This is a genomic window from Antarctobacter sp. (assembly GCF_034670325.1).
In the GTDB taxonomy this organism is placed as follows: domain Bacteria; phylum Pseudomonadota; class Alphaproteobacteria; order Rhodobacterales; family Rhodobacteraceae; genus Antarctobacter.
This window is the reverse complement of record NZ_JAXMNR010000001.1, coordinates 688,137-711,910: the sequence shown is the minus strand read 5'-3', so window position 1 is coordinate 711,910 and position 23,774 is coordinate 688,137. Positions and strand designations below refer to the sequence as shown.

21 protein-coding genes are annotated in these 23,774 nt (G+C 61.5%); 15 read left to right on the top strand and 6 right to left on the bottom strand.

Annotated features, from left to right (window positions below):
• The first annotated feature begins 57 nt into the window (after positions 1-57).
• From VOI21_RS03415 to VOI21_RS03405, 3 genes are all read left to right on the top strand, one after another.
• Positions 58-2,604, top strand: coding sequence for a flagellar hook-length control protein FliK (locus VOI21_RS03415; RefSeq protein ID WP_323767703.1), 2,547 nt, complete (start codon positions 58-60; stop codon positions 2,602-2,604).
• A gap of 8 nt (positions 2,605-2,612) precedes the next feature.
• Entirely contained in the window at positions 2,613-3,299 is a 687-nt protein-coding gene (locus VOI21_RS03410) for a flagellar hook capping FlgD N-terminal domain-containing protein (protein ID WP_323767701.1), read from the top strand.
• A 420-nt stretch (positions 3,300-3,719) separates the two neighbouring features.
• Positions 3,720-3,905 carry a hypothetical protein gene (locus VOI21_RS03405; protein WP_323767699.1) on the top strand — a complete coding sequence of 62 codons (186 nt, stop codon included), beginning with the start codon at positions 3,720-3,722 and terminating at the stop codon, positions 3,903-3,905.
• 100 nt (positions 3,906-4,005) lie between these two features.
• Here VOI21_RS03405 and ubiB read toward each other — a convergent pair whose 3' ends face one another.
• Complete coding sequence (gene ubiB, locus VOI21_RS03400) at positions 4,006-5,538, bottom strand: 2-polyprenylphenol 6-hydroxylase (protein WP_323767697.1); 1,533 nt, start codon at positions 5,536-5,538, stop codon at positions 4,006-4,008.
• 1 nt (position 5,539) lies between these two features.
• On the bottom strand, positions 5,540-6,292 hold the full coding sequence (gene ubiE / locus VOI21_RS03395; RefSeq protein ID WP_323767695.1) for a bifunctional demethylmenaquinone methyltransferase/2-methoxy-6-polyprenyl-1,4-benzoquinol methylase UbiE: 753 nt from the start codon (positions 6,290-6,292) through the stop codon (positions 5,540-5,542).
• A gap of 76 nt (positions 6,293-6,368) precedes the next feature.
• Between ubiE and mutM the strand changes: the two genes are divergently transcribed.
• The 8 genes from mutM (at position 6,369) to gyrB (ending at position 15,883) form a co-directional block, all read left to right on the top strand.
• A complete protein-coding gene (gene mutM, locus VOI21_RS03390; RefSeq protein ID WP_323767693.1) occupies positions 6,369-7,220 on the top strand; it encodes a bifunctional DNA-formamidopyrimidine glycosylase/DNA-(apurinic or apyrimidinic site) lyase in 852 nt (283 codons plus the stop codon).
• Positions 7,221-7,284: 64 nt separating this feature from the next.
• Complete coding sequence (locus tag VOI21_RS03385) at positions 7,285-8,061, top strand: enoyl-CoA hydratase (protein WP_323767691.1); 777 nt, start codon at positions 7,285-7,287, stop codon at positions 8,059-8,061.
• Between the two features lie 253 nt (positions 8,062-8,314).
• A complete protein-coding gene (rpsT, locus tag VOI21_RS03380) occupies positions 8,315-8,578 on the top strand; it encodes a 30S ribosomal protein S20 (RefSeq protein WP_323767689.1) in 264 nt (87 codons plus the stop codon).
• 486 nt (positions 8,579-9,064) lie between these two features.
• Positions 9,065-10,426 carry a chromosomal replication initiator protein DnaA gene (gene dnaA / locus VOI21_RS03375; RefSeq protein WP_323767687.1) on the top strand — a complete coding sequence of 454 codons (1,362 nt, stop codon included), beginning with the start codon at positions 9,065-9,067 and terminating at the stop codon, positions 10,424-10,426.
• A 153-nt stretch (positions 10,427-10,579) separates the two neighbouring features.
• Positions 10,580-11,698 carry a DNA polymerase III subunit beta gene (gene dnaN, locus VOI21_RS03370; RefSeq protein WP_323767685.1) on the top strand — a complete coding sequence of 373 codons (1,119 nt, stop codon included), beginning with the start codon at positions 10,580-10,582 and terminating at the stop codon, positions 11,696-11,698.
• A gap of 37 nt (positions 11,699-11,735) precedes the next feature.
• Positions 11,736-12,839, top strand: coding sequence for a DNA replication/repair protein RecF (gene recF / locus VOI21_RS03365; protein WP_323767683.1), 1,104 nt, complete (start codon positions 11,736-11,738; stop codon positions 12,837-12,839).
• Complete coding sequence (locus VOI21_RS03360) at positions 12,832-13,353, top strand: GNAT family N-acetyltransferase (RefSeq protein WP_323767681.1); 522 nt, start codon at positions 12,832-12,834, stop codon at positions 13,351-13,353. The genes recF and VOI21_RS03360 overlap by 8 nt, the downstream gene beginning before the upstream one ends.
• Positions 13,354-13,465: 112 nt before the next feature.
• On the top strand, positions 13,466-15,883 hold the full coding sequence (gyrB, locus tag VOI21_RS03355) for a DNA topoisomerase (ATP-hydrolyzing) subunit B (protein ID WP_323767679.1): 2,418 nt from the start codon (positions 13,466-13,468) through the stop codon (positions 15,881-15,883).
• A gap of 225 nt (positions 15,884-16,108) precedes the next feature.
• Here gyrB and VOI21_RS03350 read toward each other — a convergent pair whose 3' ends face one another.
• From VOI21_RS03350 to VOI21_RS03335, 4 genes are all read right to left on the bottom strand, one after another.
• Complete coding sequence (locus VOI21_RS03350) at positions 16,109-17,875, bottom strand: PQQ-dependent methanol/ethanol family dehydrogenase (RefSeq protein ID WP_323767677.1); 1,767 nt, start codon at positions 17,873-17,875, stop codon at positions 16,109-16,111.
• A gap of 269 nt (positions 17,876-18,144) precedes the next feature.
• Entirely contained in the window at positions 18,145-18,546 is a 402-nt protein-coding gene (locus VOI21_RS03345) for a c-type cytochrome (RefSeq protein ID WP_323767675.1), read from the bottom strand.
• A gap of 109 nt (positions 18,547-18,655) precedes the next feature.
• Positions 18,656-19,642: a YVTN family beta-propeller repeat protein gene (locus tag VOI21_RS03340; protein ID WP_323767673.1), complete on the bottom strand. Its 987-nt coding sequence runs from the start codon at positions 19,640-19,642 to the stop codon at positions 18,656-18,658.
• A 9-nt stretch (positions 19,643-19,651) separates the two neighbouring features.
• Positions 19,652-20,812: an ABC transporter substrate-binding protein gene (locus VOI21_RS03335; protein ID WP_323767670.1), complete on the bottom strand. Its 1,161-nt coding sequence runs from the start codon at positions 20,810-20,812 to the stop codon at positions 19,652-19,654.
• Between the two features lie 159 nt (positions 20,813-20,971).
• Here VOI21_RS03335 and pedF point away from each other — a divergent pair, with 159 nt between their 5' ends.
• The 4 genes from pedF (at position 20,972) to VOI21_RS03315 (ending at position 23,691) form a co-directional block, all read left to right on the top strand.
• On the top strand, positions 20,972-21,655 hold the full coding sequence (pedF, locus tag VOI21_RS03330; RefSeq protein WP_323767668.1) for a cytochrome c-550 PedF: 684 nt from the start codon (positions 20,972-20,974) through the stop codon (positions 21,653-21,655).
• Positions 21,656-21,657: 2 nt separating this feature from the next.
• Positions 21,658-22,563, top strand: coding sequence for a transporter substrate-binding domain-containing protein (locus VOI21_RS03325; protein ID WP_323767666.1), 906 nt, complete (start codon positions 21,658-21,660; stop codon positions 22,561-22,563).
• Positions 22,564-22,629: 66 nt separating this feature from the next.
• Positions 22,630-23,154 (top strand): carbon monoxide dehydrogenase subunit G, encoded by a 525-nt coding sequence (locus VOI21_RS03320; RefSeq protein WP_323767664.1) that lies wholly within the window; start codon positions 22,630-22,632, stop codon positions 23,152-23,154.
• A gap of 51 nt (positions 23,155-23,205) precedes the next feature.
• Positions 23,206-23,691 carry a (2Fe-2S)-binding protein gene (locus tag VOI21_RS03315; RefSeq protein ID WP_323767661.1) on the top strand — a complete coding sequence of 162 codons (486 nt, stop codon included), beginning with the start codon at positions 23,206-23,208 and terminating at the stop codon, positions 23,689-23,691.
• Positions 23,692-23,774: the final 83 nt, after the last annotated feature.

Below are 23,774 nucleotides of genomic sequence, written 5' to 3'. Positions count from 1 at the left end.
GAAGTGGTAAGGAGGATTGCTCTAGGGTGACGGCGTGGAAGAATTCCCGGAGCAATCATGCTGAGCCAACTGACGAGCCTGCTGGGCCTGAGCCCCGCGTCACGAACCCCTGACGCACCAAAAGGCGATGAACCAACTGTCGATTTTTCAAGTGTTTTTGCCCGGGCAGAGGATGAACGTCCCGCCCGGTCCGCCGATCATGGGCCCATTGCCGAATCTGCTGACGGCGAAGGACCTGAGGAAATACTGGTGTCCGACAGCAGTGAAGACACTGCCGTGCCGGATGACGTGGACCTCGAACATCCGCTAGACGACCGATCAATGAGGGACGCGGATGATATCATGCTGGCCTCAGATTCGGACTGGGCAGATGATGCGGGCGTGATCGACGATAGTGATCTGGGTAGCCTGCCGCACGGTTCCACATTGGACGATCGCGACTACGAACGGCCTTTGACAGCAGTTGCCGGGTCCGCCTTCCCGGATGCGACACGGCAGACCGCGAAACCGGAAGACAAAAACGATTCAGCAAAACGGATACGCGCGCTAAATGCGCTGACGTCGCCTGAAAAGATCGTCGCCGCGGCACAAGGCATCCGCGACGATGGGGTGCAGACGCCGTTGGCGGACAAGACAAGAGTACCGGGTTCTCAGGATGATCAGCCTCTGGCGGACCGCAAAAGCCAGTTGCATACTTTGCAGACAGAGCCCGACGGCCTAGGGCTTGTTTCGCGAAAAGACACAATCTCTGTCGCCGGCCAGCCGACGCCCCCTTCCAGGCCATCTCAAGCAGCAACAACCGCTTTCGAGACCGTCATTGTTGACCCAACAAATCGCAGTGAAGCAAGAGCGAACAACATCACAAATCCAGCGCGCGGGCTGACGACAGACCATGATTCTGGCAGAGGTTTGAACTTCGGTTTGCCGAAGGAGGTACCGCCTGCTGATTCCGGGCTCATCGTGGCCAAGCCACCTGACGTTGCTGAAAAAACCAGAACTCTTGAAACAAAAGAGACAAGCGATGTCGCGCAGCGAGACCTGCCAGTGTTTCGCATGGATCCGTCCGCATCCGAACATTTCCCGCAAAGGTTTACTCGCGACAGCATGTCGAGAGCCGCGCCGCAGAAGGTTATGGAAACCGCGCAGGGTTCCTTTTCAAGCGCTATACCAAACACGGTATTGGACGCACGGATCAGTGCGCCCGAATTGAACACGCCCGTTGTTGGTTCCTTGCAAGGGCCAGATTCCGCTGCGGTGAGAGCCCAGCCGCAGGTCGCGGCTTCCCCAATGGCGATGGCACCTGAATACGACAAGGCCGCCCTAGCCGCTCCGCTTGCACCATCTGACGACCCAAAAGTCAGCGTGCACCCGGATCAGACCGACACGGCTTTGACCGCCAAAACCAGCGCGATTCCCGGCAAGGAGGTTTTGTCGGCCCTGATGGCCCAGGACGCCACATATGTTGGTCCGAGGGCAGACAGCCCTTTTGATGCACAAGCTCTCAGGTCAGGGATTGATCCTTTGACTGACGTCGCAATGCGGCTGGGTTCGCGGACAGCTGCCGGTTCCGAGCGTCTTGAAGCGACCGCTCCAATTGTGCCGGCCTCCCAAAGGGCACCGCTCTCTACGCCAGTAGATGTCCGGATCATCAAGGAAATTGCGGGACCGGATACCATAAACAAACCATCATCGATCGATCCCCAACCGAGTCCTGCGATGCCGTCAGGATCAGGCGTGGGTCCAACAGGGGATAAAGCTATCGAGCCGATGGTGTTAAATTCCGGCCGTGTTTCGGCGATCTCTGCTCTGCAGGACCCACGTCCTGAAATCAAGATGACAGATCCAATCACGAAATCTGAAGGGACGATCCCCGTAGGCCCCATGGAACTGGTCAAAGTTGCAAATCGGATCGACAAATCGGTGGTGGCAAGGTCCGACAAGGACAGTATTCGCTCTGAAAGGCTGGCCACGACCGAACGACACGCGACTAGCGGGCTGCCTCAACAGCCGGTGCCATCTCGGTTGGCCACTTTCACGGCAACAGTTTCACAGGTTGCCAGCAATACACCCAAAACGGGTATTGCCCGCGTTACCGCCCCTTTGCTTGCCGACGTTCTCGACGAAGCGCCTTCGGCTGAGGTGCCGGTGGCCAGCCACGTCGGGGACGCCCGGAGCTTTGCCGCGCAGCCGACGACGTACATGTCAATCACCCACCGCGCCGATGCAGTGGCGACTGTACGTCAAGTGGCCGAAGGCATGGCGCGACTTTCCGACGGCATCGTCGAGATTCGCCTTTCACCCGAAGAGCTGGGCCACGTCAGAATGCAGCTTGTGTCCTCGGACGGGGGGATGACCGTGCATGTTTCGGCAGACCGCCCAGAGACACTGGATCTGCTGCGTCGAAACATCGACCAGCTCGCGCGTGACCTCGCTGATGCCGGGTACGATGGGGCATCCTTCACATTCTCCGAAGGGGGTGGGGGACAGCGGGATGGGTCACCGCCGACCGAAGAGGACGGCGCCATTGTGGGCATAGAAGAGCAACATCCACACCGGAACCGGGCCGCACCAACCGCGACCGACGGGCTGGACCTCAGATTTTAGGAGACATCATGACGGACATCACCTCAACACCCCCGCTTTACAGTAGCAAAACCGCTGCAGGTGCTGTCGATACCGGCGCTGCGACGGGCACCAAGGCCGTCGTAAGTTCGGATTTCGATACATTTCTGAAGATGCTGACCGTTCAGGTTCAGAATCAGGATCCGCTCAACCCGGTTGATTCAACGGATTATGCAACGCAGCTGGCAACCTTCTCCGCCGTGGAGCAGCAGGTTCTCACCAACGACCTGCTGCGCGAGGTCAGTTCGACCCTGACGGGCAATGCTCTGCAAGAACTCAGCGGGTGGATCGGGATGGAGGCGCTTGTTCGCGCTCCGGCGCTGTTTAACGGGACGCCAGTAGCGATCCGGCCTGACTACGCCGAAGAGGCGGACGCTGCGGCCTTGATTGTACGGGATGCAAACGGCGACGTGATCCAGAGATTCACACTGGACCCCTCTCAGGAAGAGGTGTTCTGGGCCGGAACGGATGAGACGGGGGCCACGCTGCCAGTAGGCGTCTATCGATTCGAGGTCGAGAGCTACAAGGAAGAGGCGGTCATCGGAACCAAGCTCGCCCAAGTTTACAGCCGAATCGAAGAAGTCCGAAAGAACGGGGATGTCCTGCAACTGAGATTGTCAGATGGATCAGAGCTTGATCCGGGGCAGGTCGACGGGTTGCGGGCACCCCAATCCTGATCAACTACCCTGTGGTGGGGTCGGTCGCGTGACAGGCCAGTGTTTTGCTGCACTGCCATCGCAGATGGTCCGCGTGACCCGCTTTCGTATGATCGCAAGGGTATTCGCCCATTGTTTTGGCGAATCATCGCCGAGACAGTGGGCGTGGATCAAAGTATTCGGAACACATCACCGCAAGGATAGCTATACATCTGATTTTGTTACGCTAAGTTTGTCCTGATCCCGGCTATTTTGTCCGACGTTTACCCGGGGGCAAGCCTAGGCAGGTGGTAATGTTGCCGATTTGACGCGCATTTGCGCAGGCGCAGCAAGGATTTGGCGATTGGCGCGCAATTGTCATTTGAACGGGAAACGGTTTGTGTGTAGGTTCCTAAGTGTCGGGCGCGCTGCGTCCAAGCTTGCACAGTTTTGGAGAATACCATGAAAAAGCTTTCGATCATTGCTGCCGCCGCAGCGATCGCAGCTGCAGCAGCCGCTCCGGTGGCCGCTCAGGAAAACACTCAGGATCCGTTCGTTTCGACCGCTGGTCCGGAAATCCCCGCGCTTGCCATCATCGGTGGCATCGCTGTGATCATCGCGATTGCGGCCGCTTCGGGCACCGATTGATCCCAATCGAACAGAATTAACAGGACGGCGGCCTTTTGGCCGCCGTTTTGCGTTTTAGGGCGAGGTTTTACAGGTGTGTTTGCGCTGGCTTTGGCGTTCGTCAGCTGAGCACGGTCAAGGTCAGGACCACAAGCCCACCGGCCACAGCCCCAAGGGACGTCCACGCCAGTCGAGCGGGCCATGGATTTGGGGCCACCGCCGTTTCCGGAAGGGACTGTCGGATCAGCGCCGCCTCAACCAACTTTGGCAAACGCGGTCCGAACCGGGCCATCACAATGGCTGTTTTCCACAGGTCTTGTGCAGCAGCCTTTGGGCCAATCGATTCCTTGATGTAGGCCTCAACCACCGGATGCGCGACCTTCCAGATGTTCATGCGCGGGTCCAGTGAGCGTGCAACGCCTTCGACCACCACCATAGTGCGTTGTAGCAGAATCAACTCTGTCCGCGTCTCCATGCCAAACCGCTCTGTCACCTCAAAAAGGTAGGCCAGCAGTTTGCCCATGGATATGCGGGTCGCGTCCATGCCAAAGATCGGTTCACCCACGGCCCGTAAGGCGCGGGCGAATTCATCGACATCGCGATCCGCCGGGACATACCCCGCCTCGAAGTGAACTTCGGCCACACGTTTGTAGTCGCGCTGGATAAAACCAAAGAGGATCTCGGCGTACACCCGGCGCGTGTATTCGTCGATATATCCCATGATTCCAAAGTCATAGGCGACAATATCGCCGTTTTCCGCGACCTTCAGGTTGCCCTGATGCATGTCGGCATGGAAAAATCCGTCCCGCAGTGCGTGGTTCAGGAACAGTTGCAGCACACGTTCGGACAGTTTTACCCGGTTGTGCCCTGCGGCGTCCAACGCGTCGTTGTCGCCCAGCGGGACACCCTCGACCCAGCCCATCGTCATCACTCGACGCCCGGACCACGGCCATTTGACCGCAGGCAGGGCGAATCCCTCATCCTTTTCGGTATTGGCCGCGAATTCACTGGCGGCCGCCGATTCCAGCCGAAGGTCCAGCTCACCAGAAACAACCCCTTCGAAGTGGGCAATCACCTCTTCCGGGTGCAGGCGGCGCGACGCGGGCGACAGATGTTCGATCATCCACGCGGCAAAATAGAAGGCATCGATGTCCTTCTGAAAGGCACGCTCGATCCCGGGGCGCAGCACCTTCACGGCGACAGTTTCCCCAGTGTCGCGCAGCCGGGCCTTGTGGACCTGCGCAATGGAGGCCGCAGCCACGGGTTCGCTGAAGTAGGAAAACACATCGTCGACCGGGACACCCAATTCTTCCTCGACCTGACGCTTGGCCTCTTCCACCGGGAAGGGCGGCAGCTTGTCCTGAAGGACGCGCAGCTCGCGGGCCATCTCGTCGCCGACCACGTCGGGCCGCGTCGACAGGATCTGGCCGAACTTGATGTAGGCGGGTCCCAGCGCGGTCAGCGCCCGGACAACCGGCGGCATCTCTGGATTACCCTCATCCCCCAGCCAGCGGAACGGCCTGCCCAGAACCCGCGCTGCGACCCGCAAGGGCGCGGGCGCTTCGAGCGCGTCCAGAACCGCGCGCATGGCGCCGGTGCGTTCAAGGGTGGCACCGGTCCGGACCAGCCGCCAGATATTGTGCGGTCCGCGCATCTCAGAGTTTCCAGCCAGAGTGCAGGCAGGCGACGCCCATGGTCAGGTTGCGATACTTGGCGTTCTCGAAACCGGCCATTTGCACCATGTCCAGAAAGGTCTCTTGATCCGGGAACTTGCGGATCGATTCGACAAGGTACTGATAGCTGTCCCGGTCGCCCGCAATCACCTGACCCATGCGCGGGATGATGTTGAAGGAATAGAGGTCATAGGCCCATTGCATCAGGTCGTTGGGGATCTGGCTGAACTCCAGTACCATCAGCCGCCCGCCGGGTCTGAGCACGCGGAACGCCTCATTCAGGGCCTCTTGCGGGCGGGTCACGTTCCGGATGCCAAAAGAGATCGTGTAAACGTCAAAGCTGTTGTCAGGAAAGGGCAGGGCCATCGCGTCCCCCACAACCCAGTCCAACTGGTCGCTCATCGCACCGGCCTCGGCCCGTTTGCGGCCCTCGACCAGCATCGGCTCCGTCAGGTCCAGCACGGTGGCATGGCCATGACCCGCGCGCTTGAGAAAGCGGAAAGAGATGTCACCGGTGCCGCCCGCCACATCCAGCAGGCGCTGACCGGGGCGCGGCGCCAGCCAGTCCATCATCGCATCCTTCCAGACGCGGTGAATACCAAAGGACATGGCGTCGTTCATCACGTCGTACTTGGACGCAACAGAACTAAAGACCCCCTGAACGCGCCCGGCCTTTTCGCCCTCAGGCACCTCGGTAAAGCCAAAATGCGTTGTTTTTCCGCTGTCTTCGCTCATGGGTCTTGCCGTCCTGTTGTGTCCCGCTTTCTTATAGAGCGCCGCCGGGGTGATACAATGTGAAGGACGCTGCCCAATGCCCGAATTGCCCGAAGTCGAGACAGTCCGTCGCGGGCTGGCCCCCGTCATGGAGGGACAAGTGATCGCGCGCGCGCTGGTCAACCGCCCTGATCTGCGCTGGCCCTTTCCTGATCACATGGCGGAACGGCTGACGGGCGCGCGGGTGGACCGGCTGCGGCGGCGCTCGAAATACATCCTTGCGGACCTGTCGACCGGTGAGACGCTGTTGATCCATCTGGGCATGTCCGGGCGGATGCTGGTGTCGGGCGATCCGCTGGGGCGTTTTGTGCATGACCACCCGGCGCCGGAAAAGCATGATCATGTGGTGCTGGACATGGGGCAGGGTGCGCGGATCACCTTCAACGATCCGCGCCGCTTTGGCGCGATGGACCTGATGGCCACCGACGGGGCGGACAGCCACCCGCTACTGGCGGTTTTGGGCCCGGAACCGTTGGGCAACGGCTTTAGCGAATCTTACCTTGTTTCGGCGCTGGAGGGACGGAAAACGCCCATCAAAGCGGCGCTGCTCGATCAGAAAATCATCGCCGGGCTGGGCAATATCTATGTCTGCGAGGCGCTGTACCGCACGCGCATTCATCCCGCACGTAAGGTCAATCGCCTCTCCAAGGCGCGGCTTGCGGCCCTTGTTCCGGTGGTCCGGACGGTGCTGCAAGACGCCATCGCGGCAGGTGGGTCATCGCTGCGGGATTTCCGTCAAGCCGATGGAGAACTTGGATATTTTCAGCACAGCTTTGACGTCTACGGACGGGAGGGAGAGCCCTGCCGGACCGAGGGGTGTGCCGACACCGTGCGGCGCATCGTGCAATCCGGACGGTCGTCCTTCTATTGCCCGACCTGTCAAAGATAGCTTGAACCATGTGACTGAAATGCTAAGGCTTGGCCCCTGACGGAACCGGACGGAGCCCCTGAACATGGCCTATGAGACGATCATCGTCGAAATAGAAGACCACGTCGCCACCATCAAACTGAACCGCCCCGACGCGATGAATGCGCTCAACAGCCACCTGCTTGGTGAGTTGTCAGAGGCGCTGGCCGACGCGGATCAGAATGACAAGGTGCGCTGCATCATCATCACCGGCTCGCCCAAGGCGTTTGCCGCAGGCGCTGACATCAAGGAGATGTCGGAGAAAAGCTATGTCGAGATGTTCCTTTCGGACTTCTTCGGCCGCGAAGGCAATGCCATCACCTCGACACGCAAGCCGATCATCGCCGCCGTGGCGGGATACGCGCTGGGCGGCGGGTGTGAACTGGCCATGATGTGCGATTTCATCATTGCTGGTGACAACGCGAAATTCGGCCAGCCGGAAATCAACCTTGGTGTCATGCCGGGACTGGGCGGAACGCAGCGCCTGACGCGCTTTGTCGGCAAGTCCAAGGCGATGGACATGAACCTGACCGGGCGTTTCATGGATGCCGAAGAGGCAGAGCGTGCGGGACTGGTGAGTCGCGTCGTCCCGGCCAAGCAGTTGATGGAAGAGGCGCGCAACGCTGCCGACAAGGTGGCTGAAAAGTCGATGATCTCTGCCATTGCCTGCAAGGAAGCGGTCAACCGCGCCTATGAGACAACGCTGGCAGAGGGGCTGTTGTACGAACGCCGCCTGTTCCATGCGCTGTTTGCGACCGAGGATCAAAAAGAAGGCATGGCCGCCTTCTCGGAAAAGCGGACCGCGCAGTTCCGCGACCGCTAACGGCACTTTGCACATCGTATGCATGGATTGTGCATGCGGTGTGCATGTGTTGTGCATCCCCTGCCGGGGGTGCGCGGGGCGGCGGGGAAAAATGCCTTGCCCCCCTTTGGGTGCTCCACTATAGACGCCCGTCATACATGCGCGTGATGCCCGCTTGGCAAGAATCGGTTCGGCACGGGATGCCGGGTCTGTCTGCGGTACGCGCTTTGGAATACGAACATCGTCGACAGACAGAAAAACAGGACCGATCATCATGGCAAATTCGCCCCAGGCAAAGAAACGCGCCCGCCAGAACGAGAAACGCTATGCCGTCAATAAGGCACGCCTTTCCCGTATCCGCACCTATCTGCGCAAGGTCGAAGAGGCCATCGCATCGGGTGACAAGGACGCCGCGACCACCGCTCTGCGGGCCGCCCAGCCAGAGCTGATGCGCGGTGTTACCAAGGGCATTTTCCACAAGAATACCGCGTCGCGGAAGATGTCGCGCCTGGCCGCACGGGTCAAAGCGATCGGGTAACCCGGTTCAACATCTAGTAGCTACGATAGAGGACGCCACAGTATGTGGCGTCCTTTTTGCATCTATAACCATTTGATCACAGTGGAGATTCTTTTTGGCTGATCTCCGAGTCAAGCGGTAGTTTCGGTTGCCGGGTCTTCCCGAAGATTGCTAGTTTCAGCAGGCGATTCACTAGTCGCAGGGGGGACAAGGCTGCCGGTTGGTGTGCACTCTTTTGAGGTGCACACAATCACGCTTGCTGAAGCGCCAAAGCGCTTTTGACAAGTCTCGGGGGAAACCCCGGCCGTGTCCAAAGGATATACGAAGCGGACCGCATTTCGGACGCGCCGAACGGGACTACTCGGGGCGTCTTGCGGTCTATGACCTTGGGGTTCACTCCCTCACCTTTGCGTCCGCGCAAGGGGTGGTTTCGCTGTTCCTCCTGCCAAGTGTTCGTCGCCGAAGGTCATTCGGCGTGGGGATCGAGGAACGAGGACAAACTGGCAGATGACCAAAGACCAATGGGGGGCCTTGCAGGAGCAAATCAGCAAGGCTGTCGGGCATAACAACTACAAGACCTGGATCGAACCGCTGCGCTTTGTGGGGACAAGCGCGGACGGGATCGTCACCTTGCAGGCGCCTACGAACTTCTTCAGCAACTATGTGTCGCAGAACTACGGCGATATGCTGCTGCAGCATGTGACACGGACCTCGCAGGAGGTTCGCAAACTTGACATCAAGGTGGCTTCGGCGCTGACTGAATCCGAGGCTGCGGACCCGCAGCCGCAAACCGTGCGCGCGGCCCCGCCGCCTGCTGCCCGTGACCATCTGCCGGGCGCGCCGCTTGACGGGCGATTTACCTTTGACACCTTCGTGGTGGGCAAGCCGAACGAACTGGCCCATGCGGCGGCAAAACGTGTCGCCGAAGGCGGTCCTGTTTCGTTCAATCCACTGTTTCTCTATGGTGGCGTCGGCCTTGGTAAAACGCACCTGATGCATGCGATTGCTTGGGAACTCACCCAGCGCAATCCGCATCTGGCCGTGCTGTATCTGTCGGCGGAACAGTTCATGTACCGCTTTGTGCAGGCCCTGCGCGAACGCAAGATGATGGACTTCAAAGAGATGTTCCGCTCTGTCGACGTGCTGATGGTGGATGACGTGCAGTTCATCGCGGGCAAGGATTCGACGCAGGAAGAGTTCTTTCACACGTTCAACGCGCTTGTGGACCAGAACAAGCAGATCATCATCTCCGCGGACCGCGCACCGGATGAGATCAAGGATCTGGAAAACCGTATCCGCAGCCGTTTGCAATCCGGTCTGGTCGTCGATCTGCACCCGACCGACTATGAACTGCGACTCGGTATCCTTCAGTCCAAGGTCGAAAGCTACCGCGCGATGCACCCCGGTCTGGTGATCGACGATGGTGTGCTGGAATTCCTCGCCCACCGGATCAGCACAAACGTCCGTGTCCTCGAAGGCGCGCTGACCCGGCTCTTTGCCTTTGCCAGCCTTGTCGGCAAGCCGATCAACATGGATCTCGTACAGGACAGCCTTGCGGATGTGCTGCGCGCTTCGGAACGCAAAGTCTCGATCGACGAGATTCAGCGCAAGGTGGCCGAGCATTACAACATTCGCCTCAGTGACATGATCGGCCCGAAGCGGGTGCGCAACTTTGCCCGACCGCGGCAGGTGGCGATGTATCTGTGCAAGCAGTTGACCTCGCGGTCACTGCCTGAGATCGGGCGACGCTTTGGCGGACGTGACCACACCACCGTCATGCACGGTGTGCGGCGGATCGAGGAACTGCGCCAGCAGGACGGGCAGATCGACGAAGACGTCGAGATGCTGCGCCGGGCGCTGGAAGCCTGATCAGTTGTGGGAAATATGCGGCGCGCCGGGACTGGTGCGCCGCAACGCCTTGACGCCTAGACAAAAGAGCAACACAAATCCGTAAAACCGGCTTGGAGTGCTGGCCAGCGCAGGCTAGGCTGCGCGTCCCGGCAGTGCGGAGAGGGTAGGGCGATGAAATTCAGCATGGAACGGGCGGCGCTGTTGCGCGCGGTCGCGCAGGCGCAATCGGTGGTGGAGCGGCGCAACACCATTCCGATCCTCGCCAACGTGCTGATCGAGGCAGAGGGTGAGAGCGTCAGCTTTCGCGCCACCGATCTGGACATCGAGGTTCTGGACCGCGCCGTGGCGCAGGTGGAAAAAGCGGGCGGCACCACCGTGTCAGCGGTGACGCTGCATGAAATCGTGCGCAAACTCCCCGACGGCGCGCTGGTGACACTGGCTGCCGATCCTGGCTCAGGCCGTCTTTCGGTGTCGGCTGGCCGGTCGCATTTCTCTTTGGCGACCCTGCCAAAAGAAGATTTCCCGGTCATGGCGACCTCGGAATATGACTGCAACTTCTCTGCCAAGGCCGAAGTGCTGCGCCGCCTGTTCGACAAGTCGAAATTCGCCATCTCGACCGAAGAGACCCGCTATTACCTGAACGGCGTCTACATGCATGTGTCCGACGGCGAAGACGGCAAGGTGCTGCGCTGCGTCGCCACGGATGGTCACCGGCTGGCCCGGATCGACGCGCCGCTGCCGCAAGGCGCCGATGAGATGCCCGGCGTGATTGTCCCGCGCAAGACCGTGGGTGAGATGCGCAAGCTGCTGGATCAGGACGACATGGACATCGCCGTGTCGGTGTCTGAAACCAAGGTGCGCTTTGCGACCCCGGACATCACCCTGACCTCCAAGGTCATTGACGGTACCTTCCCCGATTACACCCGCGTCATCCCGCAAGGGAACACCCGCAAGCTGGAGGTTGACGCCTCGGAATTTGCCAAGGCGGTGGACCGTGTGGCCACGGTGTCCTCGGAACGCTCGCGCGCGGTCAAGCTGCAACTGGACGAAGACCGGCTGATCCTGTCCGTCAATGCGCCTGACAGCGGCGCTGCCGAAGAAGAGCTGGCCGTGGCCTATGGCGACGAACGGCTGGAAATCGGGTTCAACGCCAAGTACCTGCTGGAAATCGCCAGCCAGGTGGACCGGGAAAACGCGGTTTTCCTGTTCAATTCCTCCGGCGATCCGACCTTGATGCGCGAAGGTGGCGATACCAGCGCGGTCTATGTCGTGATGCCGATGCGGGTCTGAGGTTGGGCGATTTTTCGTCGAAAAATCGTCTCTCGCCATGTCGCTTGCCCTCACCCGCCTGACGCTGTCGCATTTCCGGTCGCACCGTCGGGCGGAGGTTACTGTCGACGCGCGTCCGATTGCGATCTTTGGGCCCAACGGGGCGGGCAAGACCAACCTGATAGAGGCTGTGTCGCTGTTTTCCCCCGGTCGCGGGCTGCGGCGCGCCTCGGCGGCGGACATGGCCCGCCGCCCGCAAAGTCTTGGGTGGAAGATCACCGGCCATCTGACCGGCCCCGAGGGCCAACACGAGATTTCTTTTACCTCTGAGGAGGGGGCGGCGCGCAGCGTCACGATCAACGACAAATCCGCCAGCCAGATTGCCCTTGGCCGGATTGCCCGGACCGTCTGGCTGATCCCTGCCATGGACCGGCTGTGGATCGAAGGGGCCGAAGGGCGGCGGCGGTTTCTGGACCGGATGACGCTGTCGTTCTTTCCCGACCACGCGCAGGCCTCGTTGGACTACGAAAAGGCGATGCGAGAGCGCAACCGCCTGCTCAAGGACGACGTGCGCGACCCGCACTGGTATCTCGCGCTGGAAAAGCAGATGGCGCGCACCGGCGCCTTGCTGACCGCGAACCGGCAAGAGGCGCTGGACCGTCTTAAGGCCGCGCAGGCCGAAGCAGAGACCGCTTTCCCCGCCGCCGATCTGGAGATGATGCAATCCGAAGGCAGCCTGCCAGCGGCTGAGGCGGATCTGCGCGAAGCACTGGCCGAAAGCCGCTTTCGCGACATGGCCGCAGGCCGCACGCTTGTCGGGCCGCACCGCACCGACCTGTACGGTGTCTTTGCGGCCAAGGGCGTTCCCGCCGCCGAGTGTTCGACGGGTGAGCAAAAGGCGCTGCTGATCTCGCTGATCCTGTCGAACGCGCGGGCGCTGGCGCAGGATTTCGGCGCGTCGCCGATCCTCTTGCTGGATGAGGTCGCGGCGCATCTGGACGCGACCCGCCGCGCTGCATTGTATGACGAGATCTGCGGACTCGGCGCTCAAGCCTGGATGACAGGGACAGGTGCAGAGCTCTTTTCGGAACTTGGTGCCCGTGCGCAGCATCTGGAGGTGGTTGAGGAAGGCGGCCAGTCAAAGGTGGTACGGCATGATTGAGGAGATATCGGAACAGTGCCTCACGGTCGAAGACGAGGCCGAAATTTCGGCACTTTTGGAGGTTTGTTTTCCCACGGATTACGGCGGGCGAAGTTTTTTCAAACAGCGACCCCACCTGCGCGTGATCTGGCGCGAAGCGCGGATCGTCGGTCATGTGGCCCTGTTTTACAGGGCTGTTCGGCTGGGTGATGCTCTTGTCGATGTCATCGGCGTGGGTGACGTCGCAACCTTGCCCGAAGCGCGCGGCAAAGGCATCGGTACGCAACTGATAGATCGCAGTGCCCAGACGGGTCGGAACAGCCAGGCCGAGTTCCTTTTGTTGTTTGGCGCGCGCGGACTCTATGATCGCGCAGGTTTCCGGCCAGTGACCAACCCCTATCGACACGTACAAATGGAGGGGGCCCGAACCCAAGGCATCGAGGTGCGCACGAGCCAGTTTCTCAAGGTGCGCTCCCTGCACGGATCGGCGTGGCCCGAAGGGGTAGAGGTCGACTTTCTCGGGCCGTTGCCCTGACATCTGTCGCGCGGGAATCAGCCTCGCGCGCGTTACCAAATATTGTGTCCGTCGCGTGACAATCCCCCGGTAAACCTCTATAGATTGGGCCAAAATAACAAAGGATCACTCGATGTCCGACCAACCCGCGGCGCCGAACGAATACGGCGCCGATTCCATCAAAGTTCTCAAAGGCTTGGAAGCGGTGCGCAAGCGTCCCGGCATGTATATCGGTGACACCGATGACGGCTCGGGCCTGCACCATATGGTCTACGAGGTGGTGGACAACGGCATCGACGAAGCGCTGGCCAAACACGCCGACTATGTCCATGTGAAAATCCACGCCGACAACAGCGTCTCTGTACGCGACAACGGGCGTGGGATTCCGGTCGATATCCACACCGAAGAAGGTGTCTCGGCGGCCGAGGTCATCATGACCCAGCTGCATGCCGGCGGCAAATTCGACCAGAACTCTTACAAGGTGTCGGGCGGTCTGCACGGCGTCGGCGTTTCCGTCGTGAACGCGCTGTCGGTCTGGCTGGAACTGCGCGTCTGGCGCAATGGCAAAGAGCATTTTGCCAAATTCGAACATGGCGAGACCACGGAACACCTGCGCGTTGTCGGCGACTCGCATGGCGAAACCGGGACTGAGGTCCGTTTTCTGGCCTCGACCGGCACCTTTTCCAACCTCGACTACCAGTTCGAGACGCTGGAAAAGCGCCTGCGCGAACTGGCTTTCCTCAACAGTGGCGTGCGCATCATCCTAGAGGATGAGCGCCCCGCAGAGCCACTGAAATCAGAGCTGCACTATGACGGCGGCGTGCGCGAGTTCGTGAAATACCTCGACCGCTCCAAGCAGGCGGTGATGGATGATCCGATCTACATGGAAGGCGAAAAGGACGGTATCGGGGTCGAGGTCGCCATGTGGTGGAACGACAGCTACCACGAGAACGTCCTGCCCTTTACCAACAACATTCCGCAACGCGACGGCGGCACGCACCTTGCGGGCTTTCGCGGCGCGCTGACCCGGACAATCCAGAAATACGCGCAGGAATCCGGCATCGCCAAGCGTGAAAAGGTCAACTTCACCGGCGATGACGCCCGCGAAGGCCTGACCGCCGTCCTGTCGGTCAAGGTGCCGGACCCCAAGTTCAGCAGCCAGACCAAGGACAAGCTGGTCAGCTCCGAGGTGCGCCCGGCGGTTGAGGGCCTGATGAACGAAAAGCTGTCCGAGTGGTTCGAAGAGAACCCCGGGCAGGCCAAGGGTATCGTCGGCAAGATCGTCGAGGCCGCGCTGGCCCGCGAGGCGGCCCGCAAGGCGCGCGAACTGACCCGGCGCAAGACCGCGATGGACGTTAGTTTCAACGCGGCCAAGCTGAAGGACTGCTCCGAAAAAGACCCCGCGCTGACCGAACTCTTTCTGGTCGAGGGTGACTCTGCCGGCGGTTCTGCCCAAACCGGTCGGGACCGGCGCACACAGGCGATCCTGCCCCTGCGCGGCAAGATCCTGAACGTGGAACGCGCACGGTTCGACCGGATGCTCGGCAGTCAGGAGATCGGCAACCTTGTGATGGCGCTGGGCACCGGGATCGGGCGGGATGAGTTCAACATCTCGAAGATCCGCTATCACAAGATCATCATCATGACCGATGCGGACGTGGACGGGGCGCACATCCGGACGCTGCTGCTGACCTTCTTCTACCGGCAGATGCCCGCGCTGATCGAACACGGCTATCTGTATATCGCCCAGCCGCCGCTCTATAAGGTCGCCCGCGGCAAGTCCGAGGTGTACCTCAAGGATCAGACCGCGCTGGACGACTATCTGGTCCAGCAGGGGATCGAGGGCGCACAGCTGAAACTCGGCTCCGGTGAGGTGATCATCGGGCAGGATCTGGTGCGCGTGGTCGAAGAGGCGCGCTCTCTCAAGCGGGTGCTGGATGCCTTTCCAACGCATTACCCGCGTCACATTCTGGAACAGGCAGCCATCGCCGGAGCCTTTGTGCCCGGCGCGGTGGATGCCGATTTGCAGGGCGTGGCCGACAAGGTGGCAGCGCGGCTGGACCTGATCGCGCTGGAATACGAACGCGGCTGGACGGGCCGGATCACGCAGGACAAGGGCGTCCGCCTTGCCCGTATCCTGCGTGGAGTCGAAGAGGTGCGCACGCTGGACGGGCCGATGCTGCGCTCGGGTGAGGCGCGCCGGACCGGCACCTTCACCGAGAGCCTCCAGCACGTTTACGCAGCGCCCTCCATGCTGGAACGCAAGGACCGGCGGCAACTGGTTCACGGACCTCTGGAACTGCTCAAGGCGATCCTTGAAGAGGGCGAAAAGGGCTTGTCCCTGCAACGCTACAAAGGTCTGGGAGAGATGAACCCCGGCCAGTTGTGGGAAACCACGCTGGACCCGGACGCCCGGACGCTGTTGCAGGTCACCATCGACGACATGGCCGGGGCGGACGATCTGTTCACCAAGCTTATGGGCGACGTGGTGGAACCCCGCCGCGAGTTCATCCAGCAGAACGCGCTGGCGGTCGAGAATCTGGATTTCTGAGGCTTAATAAACGATGTGATAACTGGGCGCGGCGCGACGACAGTCGCGTTCGCGCCCTTTTTATGTATCTTTTATATCAGTGGCTTACCTTGGTTTCGATCGGGCTGTAGCGCCTCGCTACCCCCCGAAATCAGCGCCAAACCCGCCGGGCCGCCACAGGGCAGGTGAACACCGAAAAAGGGCGCCCCGCAGGACGCCCTTTCACTTCTCACGATCCAGTCGGGATCACTTCATGCTAGCCAGTTGCTTGGGCAGTTTGAAGGTCCAGACAGTGCCACCCTGGTTGAGGTAGTTCACCTTCTTGGCCACTTCGCCGCCCCAGAGCGGAACCGCGCCGCCCCAGCCGGAGGCGATCGAGACATACTGCTCGCCTTCCATCTCCCATGTGACGGGCTGACCAACGATGCCGGAGCCGGTCTGGAACGACCACAAAACCTCACCGGTTTCGTCGTCCAGCGCGATGAAGTCACCCTCGGGTGTGCCGGTGAACACAAGGCCGCCCGCGGTGGCCATCACGCCGCCCCACAAAGGCGCGTCGTTTTTGTATTCCCATACCAGATCGCCGGTGTCCGGGTCGATTGCCTTGAGAGACCCGATGTGGTCCTCGTAGTTCGGCTTGATGGTAAAGCCGGCACCCAGATAGGCCGCGCCCTTCTTGTAGGTGATCGGCTCATTCCAGATGTCCATGCCCCACTCGTTTGAGGGCACGTAGAAGTTGCCGGTCTTCTGGCTGAACGCCATCGGCATCCAGTTCTTGCCGCCAAGGAAGGACGGCGAGGCAAAGATCACTTCACCCTTCTTGCCATCGGCAGCCGCGGTGGGATCGCCGGGACGGTTGTCTTCGTTAAAGATCGGGCGCCCGGTTTCGTCGATGCCGCTGGCCCATGTGATGTCCTTGACGAAAGGCGTGGCCGACACAAACGCGCCGTCCTCGGCGTTCAGAACGTAGAAGAACCCGTTCCGGTCGGCGGTGGCCAGACGCATGTTGCCGTCGCGGTCGTTGTAGGCGACCACTTCGTTCACGCCGTCATAGTCCCAGCCTTCGCGTGGGGTGGTCTGAAAGTGCCACTTGATCTCGCCGGTCTTGGGGTCGATCCCGATGCGGCTGGCGGCATAAAGGTTGTCGCCCTTGCCAGTGTTGTCCTGACCCGCGTCGCGCAGCCAAGAGTTCCACGGGGCGGGGTTGCCCGCGCCAAAGATCAGCGTATCGGTGCGGTCGTCATACGACCCGCCCAGCCATGTGGCCCCGCCACCGTTTTTCCACATGTCACCCGGCCATGTGGCGTTCAACTCACCGGTCATGGTCGACGGCTCGCCATTCAGCATGCCCATGTGGCCCTCGATCACGGGGCGTTCCCAGACCATGTCGCCGGTCATCACGTCGCGCGCCTGCACGGTGCCGACGATGCCGAATTCACCGCCAGAGTTGCCGGTGATCACCAGCCCGTCAACGATCAGCGGCGCGGCGGTATAGGAATAGCCTGCCTTGTAGTCAGCGATCTTGTCGCGCCAGACCACCTTGCCGGTGTCCTTGTTCAGCGCAACGATCCGTGCGTCCAGCGTGCCAAAGATGACCATGTCGCCGTAGATGGCTGCGCCCCGGTTGACCACGTCACAGCAGGGCAGGATGCCTTCGGGCAGGCGGGCGTCGTACTGCCACAGTTCCTTGCCGGTCATCAGGTCAATCGCATAGATTCGCGAATAGGACCCGGTGACATACATCACGCCGTCATAGATCAGCGGCTGGGCTTCCTGCCCGCGCTGCTTTTCCCCGCCAAAGCTGAAGGCCCATGCGGCCTGCAGGAACTTGACGTTGTCCTTGTTCAGCGTTTCCAGCGGGCTGTAGCGCTGCAGGTGGCGGCCCATTCCGTTGGTCGTGACCTGGGTGGTGATCGCCTGATCATCGGCCAGATCGGTTTCGGACACTTGAGCCGTGGCGGCGGTGCCGGTCAGCAGGATACTGGCAGCGGCTGCCAGAATGAATCGATTCATGAGGTTCCCTCCCTTCATCGCTCGGGGCGACGTGGATGCTTGGCGGCCTGACGCGGGCGCCGCCTGTAGTATTCAGACAAGCTGCGGCCAGAGGTATTACACCATGGTCGTAAGACTGAAGCGCGGTTGACATCGCCCCAATCGCCAAGGCCGCGACAGGGGCCGGGAATCGCCAATCTGCGCGATGGGCCGTGCGTCAACGCAACTCGGCCCGACGCGGCAAAACCGCATCGGGCCGGTCTGTCCGGAGCAAAAGCCGCCGGGGCATATCATTCTGAAATTGCGGAGTTATCCTGCGTGGTGAGACTGCCAAGATAGGCAAGGATGAAATCCTGCACGGTGCGGTCTTCGATCCCCACGTGGCGCATCTTTGTTCCGGGCATAAAGCCTGCGTTGTCCTCCATCCATGCCCGCAGGGCGGCCGGGGTCCAGACGATGCCGGACGCCTCCAGCGCGATGGAATAGTCGTAGCCCTCATAGCTGCCCGCAGCGCGGCCAATCACGTTGTCCAGCGGCGGACCATAAGAGGCGTGGTCGGAATCCACCGCATGGCAGCGGCGGCATTCAGCGTCGAACAGGGTCTTGCCGGCTGTGATCTTGATCTCCGCATAGGTGTCGGCACAGGCCGGACCGGCCAGCAGGGCGGCGGTCAGCAGGATGGTGGTTTTCATGTCAGGTCTCCAGTGGGCGCGCGAATCCGGTGTCCTGTGCCGCGATCCTGTGGGTTTGGCGGGCAAAAGCCATCCGGTGCTTTGGTCGTATTCGCAGCGCCCGACCGCGTCAGGGACGCAGTGCCGCGCCCCAAGGAAAGCGCCCGACCTTGATGGTCTTGATCGCCTGCCGTTTCGCAACGTCGATCACCGTAACGTCGCCGGAAACGCCATTGGTCGTGAACAGCAGCGATTTGTCGGTGTTGAAGGCCATGTGCCAGACCCGCCGCCCGACAAGGATATACTCTTCGACCTCATAGGTTTCGGCATTGACCACCGCCACGTGATTGGCCGGGCCAAGGGCGACAAAGGCGGTCTTTTCGTCGCTGGTGAACTCGAATCCCACCGGCTGCACCCGGTCCGGGTGGACGCCTTTGACCGCAAATTCGATGGTCGCGGTCTTGTCCTTGCTCTCGACGTCGAAGACCGACAGCGTGCCGCCGATCTCGGAAGAGACCCAGAGCGCGCCGTTGTCGCGGGTGAACTCCGCATGTCGGGGGCGCGAATCGACCAGCGTGTTGGCGACCAGTTCCTGTGTCTGCGTGTCGATCCAATGCGCCATATTGGTGGTTTCGGAGGTGGTGATCACGTAGCGCCCGTCGGGTGAAACGGCCATGCCCTCCGGCTCGATCCCGACGTCGATCTGGGCGACAACGGTGCCGGTCACCACGTCGACCACGGTGGTGATCGCGTCATCCTCATTGGCGATATAGAGGTGGCGGTTGTCCGGGTGCAGGACGAATTGTTCCGGGTCTTCGCCCGAAGGCAGGTCACGCAGAATCTCGCCGCTGACCGGGTCCATGACCTGCACCGTGTCGCTGTCGGAGGCGCAGATATACAGCACGCTGTGATCGTGGCTGAAAATAATGCCGCGCGGGCGTTCTCCGGTGGGCAGGGTCCGAATGACTTCCAGCGTGGCCACGTCGATCACGCTGATCGTGTCGTCCTTTTCGTTGGAGATCCAGATTTCCTCGGCCTGCGCGGGCGCGCCCAGCAGGCAAGCGGCAAGGCCCGCAGAGAGGATGGATTTTTGAGTATTTTTGCCAAGAAGAAGCATGGGGTGTCCTCAGTATCCAAAGGCGGTGCAGGCGGAATCGGGGCGGTCCTGCCCAAGCGTGTCGAGTTCGTTTGTCTGGTGCAGGAACCCCTCAAGCGGGGCCTGTGCCACCAGCGCGCGGTCGGTGACCAGCGGAATGGGTTGGCGCAACTGGCCGTTCCAGTTGCGGTAGGACATCGGCCGCCCCTTAAAGCCCGCCAATTCGAAATCGGGGCCAAGAAGGAAGGTGCGCAGGGTGGCGGTATCCCCGGAATTGGTGCGCGTGACCGCCTCACCGATGCTGCGCACCGCCGCCCACGCGGCGTAATCGCGCGATTGCATCGGGCGGCCTGCAAGCCTGTCAAAGCGCGATTGCAACTGCGCCGCGCCCCATTGTTCCACCACCTGCGCCCATGCCACGGGCACCAGACCCTCTGACCCGGCGACCGGGCGCGGATCCCATGTGTTGTAGGCGATATAGCGACCGAAATCGTGGATCTCATCGGCGATCAGCAGGATGTCGTGGTCGCGCAGGTCTTGGGTGAACAGCGGCACCTCTTGCGACGCGGTGCGGCGCATGTCGGCGTCAAAGGCCCATGTCTTTTCCGACCGCAGCCGCAGGCCGAACTTGGTCAGGCTGTCGCGTAGCGCCCCGGCAAAGGCGGTGTCGTCGGGGTGCGTGCCTGCGATCAGCGCAAGGTCGTCCCAGCGCCGGGTGACGAGGAACTGCACCAGTGCATCGGTGCGCATGGCGTTGCTGGGCAGGCTGTGCAGCAGGTTGCCGCGACAGTCGGGGCCGCGCAGCCGGTCGTCCGCTGCGGCGGCGTTAAAGATCAGCGCGTTTGCCGCCTCGGGCAGGTCGGCCACCGCCAGCGCGCCCTCTGCCGTGGCGTCCAGCACGATCAGGTCGGTTTGCGCCAGCGCGGCGCGCGCCGCCGCCGCAAGATCACCACCGGGCGGCACGCTTGTCACTTCCAAGGTATAAGTCTGGTTCAGGAAGCGCCCGGTGGTCGCGTTGCCCTGCATCCCCAGTTCCGCGCCGCGCAGGCCCAGATCCTCCGGGACCGGGTCGAGGTTCGACAGGACGGGGGGCTGGTCAACCTCTTGCCGCAGGTAGTGAATCACCACAGACACCTCGGCCATTGCGGTCGAGGCGGTCAGGCAGAGGGCCAGTGCCGCGCGTAGAAACATGTCTTGGACTCCTCCCGTTGCGGCCAGATTAGGCACGGGCGGGTTGGGCGGAATAAGACCTTGGTCGCGGTTCCGCAGGCATTTGGACTTAGGTCCAATAGCCGCGATGCCGGGCGCGCTTCTATCAACAGGGCAACCGCATCGTGGAGGAGACCGCAAATGATCCGCAAGACAACCGCCCTGACCCTGTCACTGTTGATGGGTGCCACCGTGGCCCTGTCGCACGGAGACGTGGCCCCGCAGCCCGTCAACACCGATGCCCTGCCCGACGTGGGCGAGGAATGGCTGACCGAGAACCCCTATCGCGCCATGGACGCCGAGGTCTATCAGACCGCAATCGAAATCGGTGCCTCTGGCTACAACCAGAACTGCGCGCGCTGTCATGGGCTTGAGGTGATCTCGGGCGGGCTGGCGCCTGACCTGCGGTTCCTTGAGGCCGAGGAATACGGCGATGAATGGTTCATGGAACGGTTCCGCACCGGCTATACCCAGAACGGCGTGACCAAGATGCCTGCCTTTGGCGAGTTGCTGGGCCAGAAAGCCGCTTGGGCGATCCGCACCTATGTCGAGGCGCGCCCCGACGATGAACAGATGGCCGAACTGACGCCCGAACTGAAAGAGCTTCGCGATCAATTGGCGGTCTGGGCGGAAAACCCCGAGGGGGCCGACCCCGACGGCATGACCGCCAAGCTGACCGAATACGCCGAAAGCATCGAGACGCTCAGCGGCGCGCCCGTGGCCGACAGCGCCGCCTCGCGCGCCGTGGTCGCCATCGACGGCACCGGCGACGGCTATCGCAAGGCCGCAGAGGCGCTGACCATCGGCCTGTCGGCGGCGCACTGACCATGAACGTGGCGCGCATTTTCCGTCCTGTTGTCCTTGCGCTTGGCTTTGTGGCCGGGGCAGCGGTCACGGCGGATGCGCGCTGCGAAGACTGGACACCGCAGCCCAAGCCGCAGAACGCCAGCCGCGACATCGTTGGGCAGGATCTGGATGTCATCCTTGAGCGCGGCTGGATCGAGTTCGCGGTCTTTGACGACTACCCGCCTTATTCCTTTGAGGAAGGTGGGCAGCCGCGTGGCATCGACATCGAAATCGGCAAGTTGATTGCCGAGGACATGGGGGTCGCCCCCCGGTTCAAGCTGGTCGCGGCGGGGGAAAATCTGGATGCCGACCTGCGCAATACCCTGTGGAAGGGGCCGGTTGTGGGTGGGGCGGTGTCCAACGTGATGCTGCGCGTGCCCTATGACAGCGCCTTTACCTGCCGGGTCGAGCAGGTGGTCTTTACCGGCCAGTACCAGACAGAGGGCATCGCCATTGCCTACAGCAAGGCGGCCTACCCCGAGGACAAGCCCGTGCCAGCCTACTTTCGGTTTGATACGGTTGCGGTCGAGAATGATTCGATTGCCGATTTCTACCTGACCTCGCTTGCGGGGGGGCAGCTCAAGGCCAACATCCGGCGGTTTCCGACCATGGCGCAGGCCATGGCGGCGCTGGCGGCGGGTGAGGTCAAGGCCGCCATGGGACCGAAGGCGCAATTGGAGTATGGTCTGACCGATGCTCTGGCCGTTCACCAGCCGTCTCTGCCGGGATTTTCGGTGGGTAACTGGACCATCGGTCTGGGGGTCAATTTCCGGTATCGTCCGCTGGCCTATGCCGTGGACGATGCAATCTATGCCGCGCTTTCGGATGGCCGTATTGCGGCGATTTTCGAAAGCTACGGGTTGAGTTTCACGCCGCCTGAGCGTTGAGTATGCCGGGCAGGGATCAGGAACGGGCTGCCGTCTGGCGCCTTTCAGAATGAAGAGGGTTGAGAGATGCAAATGAATGACAGCCGCGAGATCGCGGCCCCCCGCGACGTCGTATGGGCGGCGATTCTCGACCCCGAGGTGCTCAAGTCCTGCGTGCCGGGCTGTACAGAGATGACCGGCTCTGCCGAAGAGGGCTTTGAGGCCACGGTGGTGCAAAAGGTCGGCCCGGTGAAGGCGACCTTCAAGGGTCAGGTGACCATGTCCGCGATGGATGCACCCAATTCCGTCACCCTGTCGGGTGAGGGCAAGGGCGGGGCTGCCGGATTCGCCAAGGGCGGGGCCAAGGTCGACCTCGCGGAAACCGAAAACGGTGGCACCTTGCTGACCTATGATGTCGAGGCCAAGGTCGGCGGCAAGCTGGCGCAGCTGGGCAGCCGCATCATCGACGGGTTCGCCAAGAAGATGGCCGACCAGTTCTTTACCAATTTCCAGAATGCGCTGGAGCCGCCTGTCGAGGGCGAAGAAGGCGCGGCACCGGATGGCGACGATAGTCACAAGAAAGGCTGGTTCAAGCGGCTCGTAAAGGGCTGATACCGGCAAAATCCAGTTACCCCAGACAAGATTTATCCAGGGAGGATAGCGATGGCAGAAGTAACGATGAAGGTGAACGGCAAAGCCGTCACCAAGTCGGTCAAGGGCAATACCCTGATGACCGATTTCCTGCGCGACGAACTGCGGTTGACCGGCACCCACGTGGGCTGTGACACCTCGCAGTGCGGCGCGTGCAACATCCATGTGAACGGGTCGCTCGTCAAAGCCTGCACCATGTTCGCCGCCGAGGCCGACGGTGCCGAGGTGTCGACCATCGAAGGTCAGTCCGGCGCAGACGGCACGCTTAACGTGATCCAGCAGGCATTTCAGGACCACCATGGCCTGCAGTGCGGATTTTGCACCCCCGGCATGGTGATGACGGCGGCCACGCTGCTCAAGTCGAACCCCAAACCGACAGAGACAGAGGTGCGCGATTACCTCGAAGGCAACATCTGCCGCTGCACCGGCTACCACAACATCGTCAAGGCGATTTTGGCAGCCAGCGGGCAGGACGTGTCGGCCATCGCCGCAGAGTGATTTGACAGGCGGGCGGGGACAGCCTCTGCCCACAACATTTCCGTAAGGCGGGTTTCGGACCCGCCGACCCAAGGGAGGAACCC

What these genes read in the sequence shown, in the direction of transcription:
- ubiE (WP_323767695.1), bottom strand. Translation starts at nt 6,292, where the DNA reads ATGAGCGAAGACAGCGGAAAAACAACGCATTTTGGCTTTACCGAGGTG.
- rpsT (WP_323767689.1), top strand. Translation starts at nt 8,315, where the DNA reads ATGGCAAATTCGCCCCAGGCAAAGAAACGCGCCCGCCAGAACGAGAAA.
- VOI21_RS03340 (WP_323767673.1), bottom strand. Translation starts at nt 19,642, where the DNA reads ATGCTTCTTCTTGGCAAAAATACTCAAAAATCCATCCTCTCTGCGGGC.
- VOI21_RS03415 (WP_323767703.1), top strand. Translation starts at nt 58, where the DNA reads ATGCTGAGCCAACTGACGAGCCTGCTGGGCCTGAGCCCCGCGTCACGA.
- VOI21_RS03315 (WP_323767661.1), top strand. Translation starts at nt 23,206, where the DNA reads ATGGCAGAAGTAACGATGAAGGTGAACGGCAAAGCCGTCACCAAGTCG.
- mutM (WP_323767693.1), top strand. Translation starts at nt 6,369, where the DNA reads ATGCCCGAATTGCCCGAAGTCGAGACAGTCCGTCGCGGGCTGGCCCCC.
- VOI21_RS03345 (WP_323767675.1), bottom strand. Translation starts at nt 18,546, where the DNA reads ATGAAAACCACCATCCTGCTGACCGCCGCCCTGCTGGCCGGTCCGGCC.
- VOI21_RS03320 (WP_323767664.1), top strand. Translation starts at nt 22,630, where the DNA reads ATGCAAATGAATGACAGCCGCGAGATCGCGGCCCCCCGCGACGTCGTA.
- gyrB (WP_323767679.1), top strand. Translation starts at nt 13,466, where the DNA reads ATGTCCGACCAACCCGCGGCGCCGAACGAATACGGCGCCGATTCCATC.
- VOI21_RS03335 (WP_323767670.1), bottom strand. Translation starts at nt 20,812, where the DNA reads ATGTTTCTACGCGCGGCACTGGCCCTCTGCCTGACCGCCTCGACCGCA.
- VOI21_RS03360 (WP_323767681.1), top strand. Translation starts at nt 12,832, where the DNA reads ATGATTGAGGAGATATCGGAACAGTGCCTCACGGTCGAAGACGAGGCC.
- dnaA (WP_323767687.1), top strand. Translation starts at nt 9,065, where the DNA reads ATGACCAAAGACCAATGGGGGGCCTTGCAGGAGCAAATCAGCAAGGCT.
- recF (WP_323767683.1), top strand. Translation starts at nt 11,736, where the DNA reads ATGTCGCTTGCCCTCACCCGCCTGACGCTGTCGCATTTCCGGTCGCAC.
- dnaN (WP_323767685.1), top strand. Translation starts at nt 10,580, where the DNA reads ATGAAATTCAGCATGGAACGGGCGGCGCTGTTGCGCGCGGTCGCGCAG.
- VOI21_RS03350 (WP_323767677.1), bottom strand. Translation starts at nt 17,875, where the DNA reads ATGAATCGATTCATTCTGGCAGCCGCTGCCAGTATCCTGCTGACCGGC.
- VOI21_RS03385 (WP_323767691.1), top strand. Translation starts at nt 7,285, where the DNA reads ATGGCCTATGAGACGATCATCGTCGAAATAGAAGACCACGTCGCCACC.
- pedF (WP_323767668.1), top strand. Translation starts at nt 20,972, where the DNA reads ATGATCCGCAAGACAACCGCCCTGACCCTGTCACTGTTGATGGGTGCC.
- VOI21_RS03405 (WP_323767699.1), top strand. Translation starts at nt 3,720, where the DNA reads ATGAAAAAGCTTTCGATCATTGCTGCCGCCGCAGCGATCGCAGCTGCA.
- ubiB (WP_323767697.1), bottom strand. Translation starts at nt 5,538, where the DNA reads ATGCGCGGACCGCACAATATCTGGCGGCTGGTCCGGACCGGTGCCACC.
- VOI21_RS03325 (WP_323767666.1), top strand. Translation starts at nt 21,658, where the DNA reads ATGAACGTGGCGCGCATTTTCCGTCCTGTTGTCCTTGCGCTTGGCTTT.
- VOI21_RS03410 (WP_323767701.1), top strand. Translation starts at nt 2,613, where the DNA reads ATGACGGACATCACCTCAACACCCCCGCTTTACAGTAGCAAAACCGCT.